The organism is Pseudomonas sp. R3-57, from assembly GCF_051132065.1.
Classification (GTDB): Bacteria; Pseudomonadota; Gammaproteobacteria; order Pseudomonadales; family Pseudomonadaceae; genus Aquipseudomonas.
The window spans coordinates 3,684,970-3,698,280 of record NZ_CP071655.1 but is presented as its reverse complement, the minus strand read 5'-3'; the positions used below and the strand labels follow the sequence as shown (position 1 = coordinate 3,698,280).

Sequence of the window (13,311 nt, the reverse complement as noted above, 5' to 3'; positions counted from 1 at the left end):
TGACTATCAGGAGGAACCGCCATGAACCCGATTGCCGCTTCGGCGTTGACCCTTTCCCTGTTGGCAGGCGAGGTGCAGGCCAACGAAACCCCACGCGTCAGCGTAACCCCGAATGGCTCGCAGCCTTCAGCCCAAGGCCCGGCGGACTGGTTTACCGGCACCGTGCGGGTGGATGCGCCATTCAAGGGCACGGGGCAGGCGAGGGTCAGCGGCGCGACGGTGACCTTTGAACCGGGCGCGCGCACCGCATGGCACACGCATCCGTTGGGGCAGACGTTGATCGTGACGACGGGCGCGGGGCTGGTGCAGGAATGGGGACAGCCCGTTCGGCGGATCGGACCGGGCGATACCGTCTGGATCGCCCCGGGGGCCAAGCATTGGCACGGCGCTGCACCGAACACGGCGATGACACATATTGCGATTGCCGAGGTGCTTGATGGGGAAGTGGTGGAATGGATGGAGCAGGTGGGGGCTGAGCAATATCCCGAAGAATGACTTTGTTTCACCAACCGACCCCTAGCACCCCATGCTAGTGCGCCAAGCGTTACCCTCACCCCAGCCCTCCCGAAACGTCGGACCGCCCGGAGGGAGAGGGGGCCGACCGAGGTGTCAAACGTCTTGCATCGACCTGAAAAACCGAGTCGATCATGGATTCACCGCAGGACATTCAAGTCTGCGCAACCCTCGAACATCCCCCAATCAGTTCCCTCTCCCTTTGGGAGAGGGCTAGGGTGAGGGGTTCTTGCAGGCCTCAGATCATCTCCGGCAACGACGACAACAGCTTGTCCAGCGTAATCGGATACTCCCGCACCCGCGCGCCAGTGGCGTTATAGATCGCATTGGCCACCGCTGCACTGACCCCGCAAATCCCCAGTTCACCGACACCCTTGGCCTTCATGGGCGAGGAAATCGGGTCGGTTTCATCGAGGAAAATCACCTCCTGATGGGGAATGTCGGCATGCACCGGCACTTCGTATCCGGCCAGATCATGGTTGACGAAAAAGCCCAGGCGGGTGTCCACCGACAGTTCCTCCATCAACGCCGCGCCAACGCCCATGGTCATTGCACCGATCACCTGGCTGCGCGCCGACGTGGGGTTGAGGATACGACCCGCCGCGCACACCGCGAGCATGCGCCGCACGCGGACTTCGCCGGTGGCGGCGTCGACGGCGACTTCGACGAAATGCGCGCCGAAAGTCGACTGCTGGTACTTCTCGGCCAGATCGCCGAATTCAATGCTGTCCTCGCCAACCAGTGCGCCGCCTTCGGCGGCATTGCGCAATGGCAGGGTTTTACCGCCCGCGCGGACCTGGCCGTCGACGAATTCGGCCTGGTCTGCCTCCATGCCGAGTTTGCCGGCCACCGCTTCGCGCAGTTTCACACACGCGGCATATACGCCGGCGGTCGAGCAATTACCGCCGAACTGGCCACCGGAGCCGGACGATACCGGGAAGTTCGAATCGCCCAGGCGCACGGTCACATCGTTGAGGCCGACGCCGAGCATTTCCGCAGCAGTCTGCGCGATGATCGTGTAACTGCCGGTGCCAATGTCGGTCATGTCGGTTTCCACCGTGACCTTGCCGTCGCGCTCCAGGCGCACTCGCGCACCGGACTTGACCAGCAGGTTGTTGCGAAACGCCGCGGCCACGCCCATGCCGATCAGCCAGCGGCCTTCGCGGTGCGTGCCGGGTTTGGCGTGGCGCTGATCCCAGCCGAACTTCTGCGCGCCCAGCTCCAGGCACTTGACCAGTTGACGCTGGGAAAACGGCCGCTCGGTTTTGACCGGGTCGACCTGGGTGTCGTTGACAATACGGAACTGGATGGGGTCCATGTTCAACTGTTCGGCCATTTCATCCATGGCGATTTCCAGCACCATCAGCCCCGGCGCTTCACCCGGTGCGCGCATGGCGTTGCCCTCGGGCAGATCCAGCGGCGCGAGGCGCATGCTGACTCGGCGGTTTGCTGCGGCATAGAGCAACTGGCTCGGCTGCGCGGCCAGTTCGACCTTGCCGTCGGCGAGGTTGCCGGACCAGCCTTCGTGGGCAATGGCCGTGAGCTTGCCATCCGCTGTCGCGCCCATACGGATGCGCTGAATCGTCGCCGGGCGATGGGTGGTGTTGTTGGCCATCTGCGGGCGGGCGAGCGCGACTTTCACTGGCCGGCCAGCCATGCGCGCGCCGAGGGCGGCGAGGATCGCGTCAGCGCGTACGAACAATTTGCCGCCGAAACCGCCACCAATGTAGGGCGAGACGATGCGCACTTTTTCCTTCGGCAAGCCCAGCGTCTTGGCCACATCGCCGACGCTCCAGTCGACCATTTGATTGGACGTCCACAAGGTCAGTTGATCGCCGCTCCAGGCGGCCAGCGTCGAATGCGGTTCCATCATCGCGTGGGACTGGTCCGGCGTGGTGTAGGTGCGGTCGAACTGCACCGGTGCAGCGGCGAAGGCCTTGTCGAAATCGCCGTGATTGACATCAGGCAGTTCATCTTTCGGCTCGACGCCCAAATCACGCACGCTGGCCAGATCGAACTTGCCGTCGCTGGTTTCGTAGTCGACCTTGACCAACTGCGCCGCCGCGCGCGCCTGTTCGAAGGTTTCGGCCACCACCAGCGCAACCGCTTGCTGATAATGCTGCACCTCAGGATGGGCGAGCAGGTGCGCGGCGTTGTATTGGCCCTTGTCGAGCTTGCCGGCATTGGCGCCGGTGACGATCGCCAGCACACCGGGCGCGGCTTTCGCTTCGTCGAGGTGAATGGCTTTGATCCGGCCCTTGGCAATGCCGGAATCGACCATGAAACCGTAGGCCTGATTGGCCGCCGCTTCATGTTGCTCATAGGCGTAGGTCGCCTGACCGCAGGTTTTCAACCGGCCTTCGACGCGTGGGGTGGGTTGGCCGACCACTTTCAGTTGGTCGATCGGGTTGGTGGTGGCGGGTGTGTCGAATTTCATGCGGTTTCCCTCGCTTGCGCCAACACCGCGCCGAGCGTGCGCTCGACCAGGGTCAGTTTGAATTGGTTGTCGTCGGTCGGTGTCGCGCCTTCGAGCAGACGCTGGCTGACGGCTTTGGCACCTTGCGGCAGCAACGCGTCGGCGGCTTCGACGCGCCACGGTTTCGGCGCAATGCCACCGACCGCCACGCGGCCGCTGCCGTCCGCTTGCAGGATCAGCCCGACCGAAACCAGCGCAAACGCGTAGGAGGAGCGATCGCGCACCTTGTGGTAGATGTGCGTGCCGCCCACCGGTGGCGGCAGGGTCACGGCGGTGATGAACTCGCCGGGCGTGAGGCTGGTTTCGATGTGCGGCGTGTCACCGGGCAACTGATGGAAATCGGCCATGGCGATGCTGCGCGTGCTGCCGTCGGGTTTCACCGTTTCGATCTGCGCATCAAGGGCGCGCATGGCAATGGCCATGTCACTCGGATGGGTGGCGATGCACGCGTCGCTGACGCCGATGATGCCGAGCTGCCGCGTGACCCCACCGATGGCCGAACAGCCGCTGCCGGGGTTGCGTTTGTTGCAGGCCTGATGGGTGTCGTAGAAGTACGGGCAGCGGGTGCGTTGCAGCAGGTTGCCGGCGGTGCTGGCCATGTTGCGCAATTGTCCCGAGGCGCCCGCGAGCAGGGCGCGGGAGAGCAGGGCGTAGTCCTTGCGCACGCGCGCATCGGCGGCCAGGTCGGTGTTGCGCACCAGTGCGCCAATGCGCAGACCGCCCTCGGGCGTGGCTTCGATCTGATCCAGACCCAAGTGATTGATATCGATCAGATGTGGCGGTGTTTCGATGTCGAGCTTCATCAGGTCGAGCAGGTTGGTGCCGCCGGCGATGAACCGCGCACCTTCGACCTGAGCGGCTTGTGCGGCGGCTGCGGCGGGCGAATCGGCGCGGCTGTAATTGAACGCTCTCATGCCGATTCCTCCGCGACTTCAGTGATGGCTTCGATGATGTTCGAATAGGCGCCGCAACGGCAGATGTTGCCGCTCATACGTTCCTGCAATTCGGCGGCGATCAGTTGCGGCGGCTCGGTGAGGCTCGGGCTGACATGGCTGGGGATGCCGTCGCGGATTTCCTTGAGCACCGCCACCGCCGAGCAGATCTGCCCCGGCGTGCAATAGCCGCACTGATAGCCATCGTGCTTGATGAACGCCGCCTGCATCGGGTGCAGCGTGTCCGGCATACCGAGGCCTTCGATGGTGGTGACCTCGCTGCCTTCGTGCATCACCGCCAGGCTCAGGCACGAATTGATCCGCCGGCCATCGACGATCACCGTGCAGGCGCCACACTGGCCGTGGTCGCAGCCTTTCTTGCTGCCGGTCAGGTGCAGGTGCTCGCGCAGCGCGTCGAGCAGGGTGGTGCGGTTGTCGACGTTCAACTCGCGCGGTTGGCCGTTGACGTTGAGGCTCACTTTGCTCATGGCGGGTTGCTCCAGTTGGCCGCATAGGCCTTGAGGCTGATAAACGGGGGCATCGCAAACGCGGTCGCAGTCACAGCGCCGAGGATCAAAAAGCTGCGTCGGGAAATCGTCATGGTTCGATTCCTTGTCTCTCATCAGGCGGCAGGATCACAAAGGGCCCTGTCGGGCGCGCCGGCATGCGTACCGGTCTCGTAAAAGGAGTGACCGCAGGAGAGGGGAAAAGGTTTTGTCGGATTTCGCGCCAAGCGTTATGCGTGCCGTTCATCAATCATCAGGCCAACACAAATCCCTTGTAGGCCTTCGCCTGCTCGCGATAGCGGTGTGTCATCCAGCGTTTACTTAGCTGACACACCGCTATCGCGAGCAGGCGAAGGCCTACATTGGAATGTGTTGCGTCTGGTTAATGCGCGCCCACCACCATCGAGGTAAACGGCGCTACATACGCCTGCAACGTCACCAGCCCGCCGACCAGGATCGCCAGCACGATCGAGTGGAAGAACACGTAGCGCAGAATCTCGCCCTCATGCCCGTACCAGCGAGTGGCGGTGGACGCGACCACGATCGATTGCGCATCGACCATTTTGCCCATCACCCCACCCGAACTGTTCGCCGCCGCCATCAGCACCGGGCTGATGCCGAGCTGTTCCGAGGTGACCCGTTGCAAGCCGCCGAACAGCACGTTCGACGCCGTGTCCGAGCCGGTCAGCGCCACGCCGAGCCAGCCGAGCAGCGTGCCGAACATCGGATAGAAAATCCCCGTCGCCGCGAACGCCAGACCCATGGTCGCGTCGAGCCCCGAATAGCGCGTGAGGAATCCCAGCGCCAGCATCGCCGCAATGGTGATCAGCGAAAACCGCACCACCCACAGCGTGCGCAGGTATTGCTTGATCAACTGCGGGATCGAATAGCCCATCAACAGCCCGCCGACAATCGCCGCCAGCAGAATCCCGCTGCCGGTCGCGGTGAGCCAGGTGAATTTGTACACCGCTTCTTCGGCTTTCGGCGCGGCCACCACGGGCGGCACTTTTTCGATCTGCAAATGCAGGCTGGTGAAAGTTACGGCCGGGGCGAAAATCGGGTTGGCCTCGCGCAGCGGTTTGCCTTGCGCATCCAGCCTGGCCGATTGCGTCACCGGATCAATCGCCGGGCGCGTGTCGAACATGTTTTTGAAGCCCTGGGTGCCCCAGGCAAACACGAACACCGTGAGGATGATCCACGGCATCCACGCGCGTATCACCGCTGGCCGCGCCTGATCGCTGAATGCGGCGCTGGCGGTGACTTTTTCCTCGTCGACCCTGGAGTTGTCGACGCGCCCCGAAAGTGCTGCGGAGGTGTGAATGGTCGCCGGTTTCCACACCTTCAGAAACAGCGTCAGGCACGCCATGGAAATCAGCGCGGCGATGACGTCCACCAGCATCGGCCCGTGAAAGTTCGACACCAGAAATTGCGGAATGGCGAAGCTGACGCCGGCCACCAGAATCGCCGGCCACACTTCGAGCATCTTGCGCCAACCGGCGAACGCCCAGATCAGCCAGAACGGCACCAGCACCGAGAAGAACGGCAACTGCCGACCGACCATCATCGACAATTCCATTTCATCCAGCCCGGTGACTTTCGCCAAGGTGATGATCGGCGTGCCGAGCGCGCCAAACGCCACCGGCGCGGTGTTGGCGATCAGCGCCAGCCCCGACGCCGCCAATGGCGAAAACCCCAGGCCGATCAGGATCGCTCCGGTCACCGCCACCGGTGTGCCGAAACCGGCCGCGCCTTCGAAGAATGCACCGAAACAGAAGGCGATCAGCAGCAACTGTAAACGGCGGTCATCGGTGATTCGCGCGAGGGAATCCTGCAGCACTTTGAACGAGCCGTTCTCGGTGGTCAGGCGATGCAGAAAGATGATGTTGAGCACGATCCAGCCGATCGGCAGCAAGCCATTCGCGGCGCCGAACAGCGCCGCCGAACCGGCCATGCCCGCCGGCATGTCGAACGCGAAAATCGATATCAGCAAGGCCGAGGCCAGCGCCAACAGCGCGGCCAGATGCGCCTTGACGTGAAAGAACGCCAGCGCCGCGAGCATCACCACCACCGGCACGGCGGCCATCAGTGTGGAAATCACTGGATTGCCAAACGGGTCATACACTTGCTGCCAGACCATGGTCCACCTCTGCTTGTTGTTATTGAGGGTGCAGATCCATTGCATGGGGTTGGTTGCAAGCAGTATAGGTGGCGTTTCGCCGCTGTTCGGCGCTGAGGAACGAGGCGACCAACGGTCGATGCTGGCCACTGAATCAACCGCGTTTTGCCCGGTCGTATCTGCGGCTGCGCGCACTGCGTCCCGAAGGCGTGGGCAGCGTGGCCGATTCCGTCGTCAAGACCTTGGTTTTAGGGAACTTTGAATGAAGCAAGCGACAACGATGCTGCTGACCGTGACCGCCGCCCTTTTGCTCGGTGGCTGTGTGGCAGATTTTGATGATGACCACCGCCACGGCCGGCACTACGACCGCGATCACGGTCGCTATTACGACCACGACCGGCGCTGGGATGACCGCGATGACGATCGTCGTGACGGGCGTCGCTACTACCGTGATCGGGATGATGATTGATTGAATGAAAAAGAGGGCGTTCCACCGAAAGGGGAACGCCCTCGACGATTAAAAACGAGCGCTCGCCCGGACGCTGGATCGCGCAGGAACAGCGGCCTCGATGTCCAGCAAATGGGTGGCGAGAATGTCGCTCAGAAAACGGAACTGATCGTTGAAGCCGACCACTTCATTGCTGAAGTGATTGCTGGCAGCGGGCATCAGCAGATCCTCGAATGCCTCGTTGAATACCAGCGCGCGGGCCTTGTGCGACACGACGTGCTGAGCGTAATAGTTGCTGCCGAACACCGGGAAACTCACGGAGAGGGTGACTTGGGTGTGAATCATGCTGTGAACTCCTCGTTGTGTTTCGGATGGCTTAATCGTGCCTTTGATGGGCGGTTGGCGGAAGGCAATCGTGGCGATGGTGAATATCGATGGCGGTGATGGTTGGGTTCTGCGGCGCTGCTGATGGCCTCATCGCTGGCAAGCCAGCTCCCACAGAGGTTTCAGCGACAGCAGGTTTTGTATGCAGACCACAAACCTGTGGGGAGCTGGCAAGCCAGCTCCCCACAGGTTTTCAGTGACCGCAGGTTTTGCATCCAAACCAGACACCTGTGGGAGCTGGCTTGCCAGCGATGAGGCCGGTGCAGCCACCCTCAATATTCACTGACCCACCTATACTCAAATCCGCCCCCGTTCATCCAAGGAACCAGCACCGTGAACCCCCGTGCGCTGCTGATCGCCGCACTGCTCATCCTGACCGGCTGCGCCACGTCGGCACCGGCGCCGGTGATCGCGCCGCGGGCGGTGGTGGTGTCGCCCGCCACCTGGCAGCAGATCGACCGGGAAATCGTCAGCGCCTCGCAGCAGGCCACCGCGCAGGTCAAGCTGTTCGCCCGTGGCTCGATGGAACATTGGCGCACTCGGGTCTATCAGCAAACTGAAGAAAATTTCATCCCGTGGTTCAGCAGTTACTGGACCCAGGAATGGCTGTCAATGAAAGTCAGCTGGTACACGATCAATGCCGGCGGCGAACAGGACGCGTCAGCCAAGCGCCTGGCGGCGTATCTGCTTGAGCAATATCAGGAAAGGGTGCTGGCGCCGGTGGCGGTGGAGATCGACCCGGATGCGATTCTCGCCCAGGCCACCGCGTTCTATGCGCAGCTGATGGCGCAGCAAATGCCGGTGATCGCCCACCGCCACGGGGTGCCGGTCGCGCAGCTCAACGGGCGCTTGCAGAAAGTCCCGGCCATCGCCGTCGGCCCACCGCCGGCGCGCGATGCTTCTTTATTTCAGGTCATCAGCACTGAGCCGCTGAATACCCTGCCGGCGTATGCCGCGCTGATCGACAAGATCCACACCGATGGCGGCGCCAAAGGCATCGCCTCGACCGACGCCGGGATGGCGCCGGTGGCCAAACGCGCGAGTCAGCGCATGGAGGCGGAAATGGCCCCGCGCGGCGCCGCCAGTGCCGTTGCTGCCGCAGCCGGGAAGCTTGCGGGAGGTTTGATCTCGGTGGGCGTGGCGGGGATTCGCGCGATCATCCAGGCCAACGACCGTCCCGACAGCGAGGCGCTGATCCGCAGCAGCCTGGGCGGGACGTTCGACATGGCCTGGCTGAAGCTGGTGCAAAGTCCGACCACCGGGGTGATGGCCGGCACGCTGCACATCGCCGGGCAGGTCGAGCGCTATCTAAGTGAGAGCGATGAACCGAAAACCTTCGCGCATTCAAAATCTCATTGATTATCTGACCGTCATCGCGAGCAGGCACACCTGCAAGGGATCTGAGGTGAGCTGGGGATTTGTGTACAGCCGAAGATCCTGTGGGAGCCAGCCTGCTGGCGATTGGGCCGGGACAGCCAACGTATGCATTGACTGATCGACCGCTATCGCGAGCAGGCTCACTCCTACAAGGGATCTGAGGTGAGCTGGGGATTTGTGTACAGCCGAAGATCCTGTGGGAGCCAGCCTGCTGGCGATTGGGCCGGGACAGCCAACGTATGCATTGACTGTTCGACCGCTATCGCGAGCAGGCTCACTCCTTCAAGGGATCTGAGGTGAGCTGGGGATTTGTGTACAGCCGAAAATCCTGTGGGAGCCAGCCTGCTGGCGATTGGGCCGGGACAGCCAACATAGGCATTGATTGTTCGACCGCTATCGCGAGCAGGCTCACTCCCACAGGTTTTTGTGTTCACTCGGGTGAGGGGGTGATGCGACAACTCTTCCGCTGGCGGATCTGTTCATCGGTCGGGCGTTCACGGACGAACTCGAAACGCGGTTCGCCCTCGCTGTAATGCACCAGCCAGCCCCATTCCAGCTGGCTTTCGTCTTGCCCGGGTTGCGGTGGCCGAGCCCACCACGGTTCTTTGCTGAGGATCTCGCGCATGGCTGCCTCCGGTTGATAGCGATCCTTGAACTATAGCCGCGTGTCACCGGTCGTCAGAACAGGCTGTGTAAACTCGACGGCTGACAGTGAGAAGGAGACCGGGCCATGATCGATGAAGTGCGCAGGGACGAGCCGTTCAAGCGGCTGTTTTTCGCCTTGGACTGCCCGCCAGCGCAGCGCAAGGCGATCGCTCAGTGGCGCAGTGAATTGCGCCTGCGCACCGGCAAACCGGTGCCGGCGGATAATTTTCATCTGACCCTGCTGTTCCTCGGCGCCGTGCCGTTGGCACAGATCCAGCCTGTTTGCGAAGCCGCCGCCCAGGTGCGCACGCCGGGCGCTGCGTTGAGAGTTGCCCTGGATCGCTTGCAGGTGTGGCACCGCGCGGGGGTCCTGTCGCTGGCGCCGGAACAGGCGCCGCCAGCACTGTTGCGTTTGGTCTACGCACTGGAACAAGCCATGTTGCCGTTCGGTTTTGAGGAGACGCCGCGCGAATTTCGCCCGCACCTGACCCTGGCCCGAGAATTTCGCGCGCCGGAGCCGGAAGCCGCCACAGCGCCGGAATTCTTCCTGCGAGCCGAACGCTTTGCCCTGTTCGAATCGCACAAGGGCCGCTATCGGATCATTCAAGACTGGCCGCTGATCTGACCTCACAAAAAAAGGCGCCCGAGGGCGCCTGAAATTCACCTGAACCGAGGAAGCCAGGTGAGGCCGTTCAGAGCAGGGGCAGCGGTGGTAAGGCGCTGCGTGAACGGAAAGGGTTGCGCGGGTCGTTACACGCTCTGTGTGGGAATGCCTCAATGGGCGCTCTGCGTCCGAATTCGATCGCAAAACCTGTGGGAGCTGGCTTGCCAGCGATAGGGCCAGCACATCTAGCGTCATCGTTGTCTGACCCACCGCCATCGCTGGCAAGCCAGCTCCCACAGGGTTTATCAGTGTTGACTGGCGCGGTTATCTACCGAGTTTTACCCGGGTCCAGCCGCGCGTCATGATTCGCTGGGTGGCGATTGGCTGATCCGGCACCGCGTACAGCGTCGCCATCACCGCTTGCGACGGGTACGAACCAGGGTCGTTGCGGATCGCTTCGTCCACCAGTGGTGTTGCCGCTGCGTTGGCGTTGCTGTAGCCGTTGCTGTTGGTGATCTCGGCGATGATCTCCGGGCGCATCAGGAAGTCCATGAACAGGTAAGCATTCTCGACGTTCGCGGCATCGCGCGGGATGGCGACCATGTCGTAGAAGCTGCCGGCGCCTTCCTTGGGAATGCTGTAGTCGATCACCACGTTGTTGCCCGATTCCACCGCGCGGGCCTTGGCCTGCAGGACGTCACCGGAGTAACCGACCGCCACGCAGATGTTGCCGTTGGCCAGATCGGAGATGTATTTCGAGGAATGGAAATACGCCACGTTCGGGCGGATTTTCATGAACAGCGCCTCGGCTTCCTTGATGTGCGCGGCGTCCTTATCGTTCACCGGATAGCCCAGATAGTGCAGGGCGGCCGGGATCATTTCGGTCGGCGAATCGAGGAAGCTGATGCCGCAGGCCTTGAGTTTTTCAGCGTTCTCCGGCTTGAAGAGCAAGTCCCAGGAGTTGGTCGGGGCGTTGGCGCCGAGCACTTCCTTGACCTTGGCCGGGTTGAAGCCGATGCCGATCGAGCCCCACATGTACGGGAACGCATGGGCGTTGTCCGGATCACTGGCGGAGGCGTTTTTCAGCAGCACCGGGTTGAGATTCTTCCAGTTCGGCAGCTTCGATTTGTCCAGCGGCTGATAGACGCCGGCCTTGATCTGCTTGGCCAGAAAACTGTTCGACGGCACCACCAGGTCGTAACCGGATTTACCCGCGAGCAAACGTGCCTCAAGGGTTTCGTTGCTGTCGAAGACGTCGTAGGTCACGCGGATGCCGGTTTCGTCCTCGAACTTCTTCATGGTGTCCGGGGCGATGTAATCGGACCAGTTGTAAACCCGCAGCACCTTATCGTTGGCCTGGGCGCCCATGACCATTGCGCCCATCAAGGACAGTGTCAGCAGAGTCCTGCCAAACATTTTCATCGGTACAACTCCATTCTTTTTATTCACTTCAAGCTAAAAGGCCCCTCACCCTAACCCTCTCCCAAAGGGAGAGGGAACTGACCGGGGGGCTGATTACATTTAGCCAGGCGCTGGGACACGCTGCGCCTGTAGGTCAAGCCGTTGCTGCGGATTGCCGAGGCTGCCACGACTCGTTGGCCGTCTGATCCATCGCTTCCTGAATCGCGCGCTTGCGGTTGGCTTCCGCCTTGCGGCCGAAGTACCAGACCAGGAACGTCACCAGCGACACCGCCAGCAAAATCAGGCTGGCCACGGCGTTGATCTCCGGTTTTACACCCAGACGCACCGCCGAAAACACTTCCATCGGCAGGGTCGTCGAACCCGGCCCGGAAACGAAACTCGCCAGCACCAGGTCATCCAGCGACAAGGCAAACGACATCATCCCGCCCGCCGCCAGCGACGGCGCAATCATCGGAATGGTGATCAGGAAAAACACCTTGAACGGTTTCGCACCGAGATCCATCGCCGCTTCCTCAATCGACAGGTCCAGCTCGCGAAGGCGCGCGGAGACTACCACCGCCACATAAGCGGCACAAAACGTGGTATGGGCGATCCAGATCGTCACGATGCCACGCTCCTGCGGCCAGCCGATCAGCTGCGCCATCGCCACGAACAGCAGCAACAGCGACAGACCGGTGATCACTTCCGGCATCACCAGCGGCGCGGTAACCAGACCGCCAAACAGCGTGCGGCCCTTGAAGCGCGTCACTCGCGTCAGAACGAAGGCGGCGAGGGTGCCCAGCGCGACCGCAGCAATCGCGGTGTAGCAGGCGATTTCCAGCGAGCGCAGCACCGAGCCCATCAGTTGCGTGTTGTCGAGCAGGCCGACATACCACTTGACCGACCAACCGCCCCACACCGTCACCAGTTTCGAGGCGTTGAACGAGTAGATCACCAGAATCAGCATCGGCAGATAAATGAACATCAGACCGAAAATCAGCATGAACCTGGAAAAATTGAAGCGTTTCATCCCCGTGCCTCCATCTCTTTGGCCTGGCTGCGGTTGAACAGCAGAATCGGCACAATCAGGATCAACAGCATCACCACCGCCAGCGCAGATGCCACCGGCCAGTCGCGGTTATTGAAGAACTCTTGCCAAAGCACGCGGCCGATCATCAGGGTCTCCGGCCCGCCCAGCAGCTCCGGAATCACGAACTCACCGACCACCGGAATGAACACCAGCATGCAGCCTGCGATGATCCCGTTCTTTGCCAGCGGCACGGTGATTTTCCAGAAGTTGTTGAAGTTGCTCGAACCCAGATCCTGCGCGGCTTCGAGCAGGCTGTTGTCGTGCTTGACCAGGTTGGCGTACAGCGGCAACACCATGAACGGCAGGTACGCGTAGACGACACCTATATAGACCGCGGTGTTGGTGTTGAGGATCTCGATCGGCTGGTCGGTCAGCCCGGTCCACATCAGAAACGCATTGAGCAAACCGTTGTTGCTGAGAATGCCCATCCACGCGTAAACGCGGATCAGGATCGCGGTCCAGGTCGGCATCATGATCAACAGCAGCAGGACGTTTTGCGTTTCCTTGCCGGTCTTGGTGATCGCGTAAGCCATCGGGAAACCGATCAGCAAACACATCACGGTGCTCAGTGCCGCCACCTTCAGCGAGCCGAGGTAGGCCGACAGGTACAAGTCGTCTTCGCCGAGCAGGGTGTAGTTGCCGATGTTCAACAGCAGCTGGAATTTCTGTTCGGCGTAGGTGTAGATCTCCGAGTACGGCGGGATCGCCAGCGCGGCTTCCGAGAAACTGATCTTCATCACCAGAAAGAACGGCAGCATGAAGAACAGAAACAGCCAGATGAAGGGAATGCCGATCACCAGTTTTCGCCCGCTGGGCACC

General features: G+C 61.8%; 12 protein-coding genes and 1 pseudogene. 4 read left to right on the top strand and 9 right to left on the bottom strand.

The window, feature by feature from the left end; genetic code table 11:
• Positions 1 to 21: 21 nt before the first annotated feature.
• The gene (locus J3P93_RS16505; RefSeq protein WP_434589664.1) at positions 22 to 495 is read left to right on the top strand and encodes a (R)-mandelonitrile lyase; all 474 of its coding nucleotides are present in this window, start codon (positions 22 to 24) and stop codon (positions 493 to 495) included.
• A gap of 256 nt (positions 496 to 751) precedes the next feature.
• Here J3P93_RS16505 and paoC read toward each other — a convergent pair whose 3' ends face one another.
• The 4 genes and pseudogenes from paoC to J3P93_RS16485 all read right to left on the bottom strand — a co-directional run bounded on the left by paoC (position 752) and on the right by J3P93_RS16485 (position 6,564).
• On the bottom strand, positions 752 to 2,950 hold the full coding sequence (gene paoC / locus J3P93_RS16500; protein WP_434589662.1) for an aldehyde oxidoreductase molybdenum-binding subunit PaoC: 2,199 nt from the start codon (positions 2,948 to 2,950) through the stop codon (positions 752 to 754).
• On the bottom strand, positions 2,947 to 3,903 hold the full coding sequence (locus tag J3P93_RS16495; RefSeq protein ID WP_434589659.1) for an FAD binding domain-containing protein: 957 nt from the start codon (positions 3,901 to 3,903) through the stop codon (positions 2,947 to 2,949). The genes paoC and J3P93_RS16495 overlap by 4 nt, the downstream gene beginning before the upstream one ends.
• Positions 3,900 to 4,522 (bottom strand): annotated as a pseudogene (gene paoA, locus J3P93_RS16490) (aldehyde dehydrogenase iron-sulfur subunit PaoA). Before paoA ends, J3P93_RS16495 begins: the two are co-directional and overlap by 4 nt.
• Before the next feature lie 287 nt (positions 4,523 to 4,809).
• On the bottom strand, positions 4,810 to 6,564 hold the full coding sequence (locus J3P93_RS16485) for an L-lactate permease (protein WP_434589657.1): 1,755 nt from the start codon (positions 6,562 to 6,564) through the stop codon (positions 4,810 to 4,812).
• Positions 6,565 to 6,805: 241 nt separating this feature from the next.
• Here J3P93_RS16485 and J3P93_RS16480 point away from each other — a divergent pair, with 241 nt between their 5' ends.
• Positions 6,806 to 7,012: a hypothetical protein gene (locus tag J3P93_RS16480; protein ID WP_203421678.1), complete on the top strand. Its 207-nt coding sequence runs from the start codon at positions 6,806 to 6,808 to the stop codon at positions 7,010 to 7,012.
• A 48-nt stretch (positions 7,013 to 7,060) separates the two neighbouring features.
• On the opposite strand, the gene J3P93_RS16475 is transcribed toward J3P93_RS16480, so the two are convergent.
• The gene (locus J3P93_RS16475) at positions 7,061 to 7,336 is read right to left on the bottom strand and encodes a hypothetical protein (protein WP_434589654.1); all 276 of its coding nucleotides are present in this window, start codon (positions 7,334 to 7,336) and stop codon (positions 7,061 to 7,063) included.
• Between the two features lie 372 nt (positions 7,337 to 7,708).
• Between J3P93_RS16475 and J3P93_RS16470 the strand changes: the two genes are divergently transcribed.
• Positions 7,709 to 8,734, top strand: a complete 1,026-nt coding sequence (locus J3P93_RS16470) for a hypothetical protein (RefSeq protein ID WP_434589652.1) — start codon at positions 7,709 to 7,711, stop codon at positions 8,732 to 8,734.
• Positions 8,735 to 9,182: 448 nt separating this feature from the next.
• Here the strand turns inward: J3P93_RS16470 and J3P93_RS16465 are convergent, their stop codons facing one another.
• Entirely contained in the window at positions 9,183 to 9,377 is a 195-nt protein-coding gene (locus J3P93_RS16465; protein ID WP_434589649.1) for a hypothetical protein, read from the bottom strand.
• Positions 9,378 to 9,482: 105 nt separating this feature from the next.
• Between J3P93_RS16465 and thpR the strand changes: the two genes are divergently transcribed.
• Positions 9,483 to 10,022: an RNA 2',3'-cyclic phosphodiesterase gene (gene thpR / locus J3P93_RS16460; RefSeq protein WP_434589647.1), complete on the top strand. Its 540-nt coding sequence runs from the start codon at positions 9,483 to 9,485 to the stop codon at positions 10,020 to 10,022.
• 303 nt (positions 10,023 to 10,325) lie between these two features.
• On the opposite strand, the gene J3P93_RS16455 is transcribed toward thpR, so the two are convergent.
• The 3 genes from J3P93_RS16455 to J3P93_RS16445 all read right to left on the bottom strand — a co-directional run bounded on the left by J3P93_RS16455 (position 10,326) and on the right by J3P93_RS16445 (position 13,310).
• The gene (locus J3P93_RS16455; protein WP_434589644.1) at positions 10,326 to 11,423 is read right to left on the bottom strand and encodes a polyamine ABC transporter substrate-binding protein; all 1,098 of its coding nucleotides are present in this window, start codon (positions 11,421 to 11,423) and stop codon (positions 10,326 to 10,328) included.
• A 133-nt stretch (positions 11,424 to 11,556) separates the two neighbouring features.
• Entirely contained in the window at positions 11,557 to 12,432 is an 876-nt protein-coding gene (locus J3P93_RS16450) for an ABC transporter permease subunit (RefSeq protein WP_434589641.1), read from the bottom strand.
• Positions 12,429 to 13,310: an ABC transporter permease subunit gene (locus tag J3P93_RS16445; RefSeq protein WP_425516445.1), complete on the bottom strand. Its 882-nt coding sequence runs from the start codon at positions 13,308 to 13,310 to the stop codon at positions 12,429 to 12,431. The genes J3P93_RS16450 and J3P93_RS16445 overlap by 4 nt, the downstream gene beginning before the upstream one ends.
• Between the last annotated feature and the right edge of the window lies 1 nt (position 13,311).

Excerpts from the sequence above, each read along its gene's own strand:
- J3P93_RS16475 (WP_434589654.1), bottom strand. The coding sequence starts at position 7,336 with ATGATTCACACCCAAGTCACCCTCTCCGTGAGTTTCCCGGTGTTCGGC.
- J3P93_RS16465 (WP_434589649.1), bottom strand. The coding sequence starts at position 9,377 with ATGCGCGAGATCCTCAGCAAAGAACCGTGGTGGGCTCGGCCACCGCAA.
- paoC (WP_434589662.1), bottom strand. The coding sequence starts at position 2,950 with ATGAAATTCGACACACCCGCCACCACCAACCCGATCGACCAACTGAAA.
- J3P93_RS16505 (WP_434589664.1), top strand. The coding sequence starts at position 22 with ATGAACCCGATTGCCGCTTCGGCGTTGACCCTTTCCCTGTTGGCAGGC.
- J3P93_RS16485 (WP_434589657.1), bottom strand. The coding sequence starts at position 6,564 with ATGGTCTGGCAGCAAGTGTATGACCCGTTTGGCAATCCAGTGATTTCC.
- J3P93_RS16480 (WP_203421678.1), top strand. The coding sequence starts at position 6,806 with ATGAAGCAAGCGACAACGATGCTGCTGACCGTGACCGCCGCCCTTTTG.
- J3P93_RS16450 (WP_434589641.1), bottom strand. The coding sequence starts at position 12,432 with ATGAAACGCTTCAATTTTTCCAGGTTCATGCTGATTTTCGGTCTGATG.
- thpR (WP_434589647.1), top strand. The coding sequence starts at position 9,483 with ATGATCGATGAAGTGCGCAGGGACGAGCCGTTCAAGCGGCTGTTTTTC.
- J3P93_RS16495 (WP_434589659.1), bottom strand. The coding sequence starts at position 3,903 with ATGAGAGCGTTCAATTACAGCCGCGCCGATTCGCCCGCCGCAGCCGCC.
- J3P93_RS16455 (WP_434589644.1), bottom strand. The coding sequence starts at position 11,423 with ATGAAAATGTTTGGCAGGACTCTGCTGACACTGTCCTTGATGGGCGCA.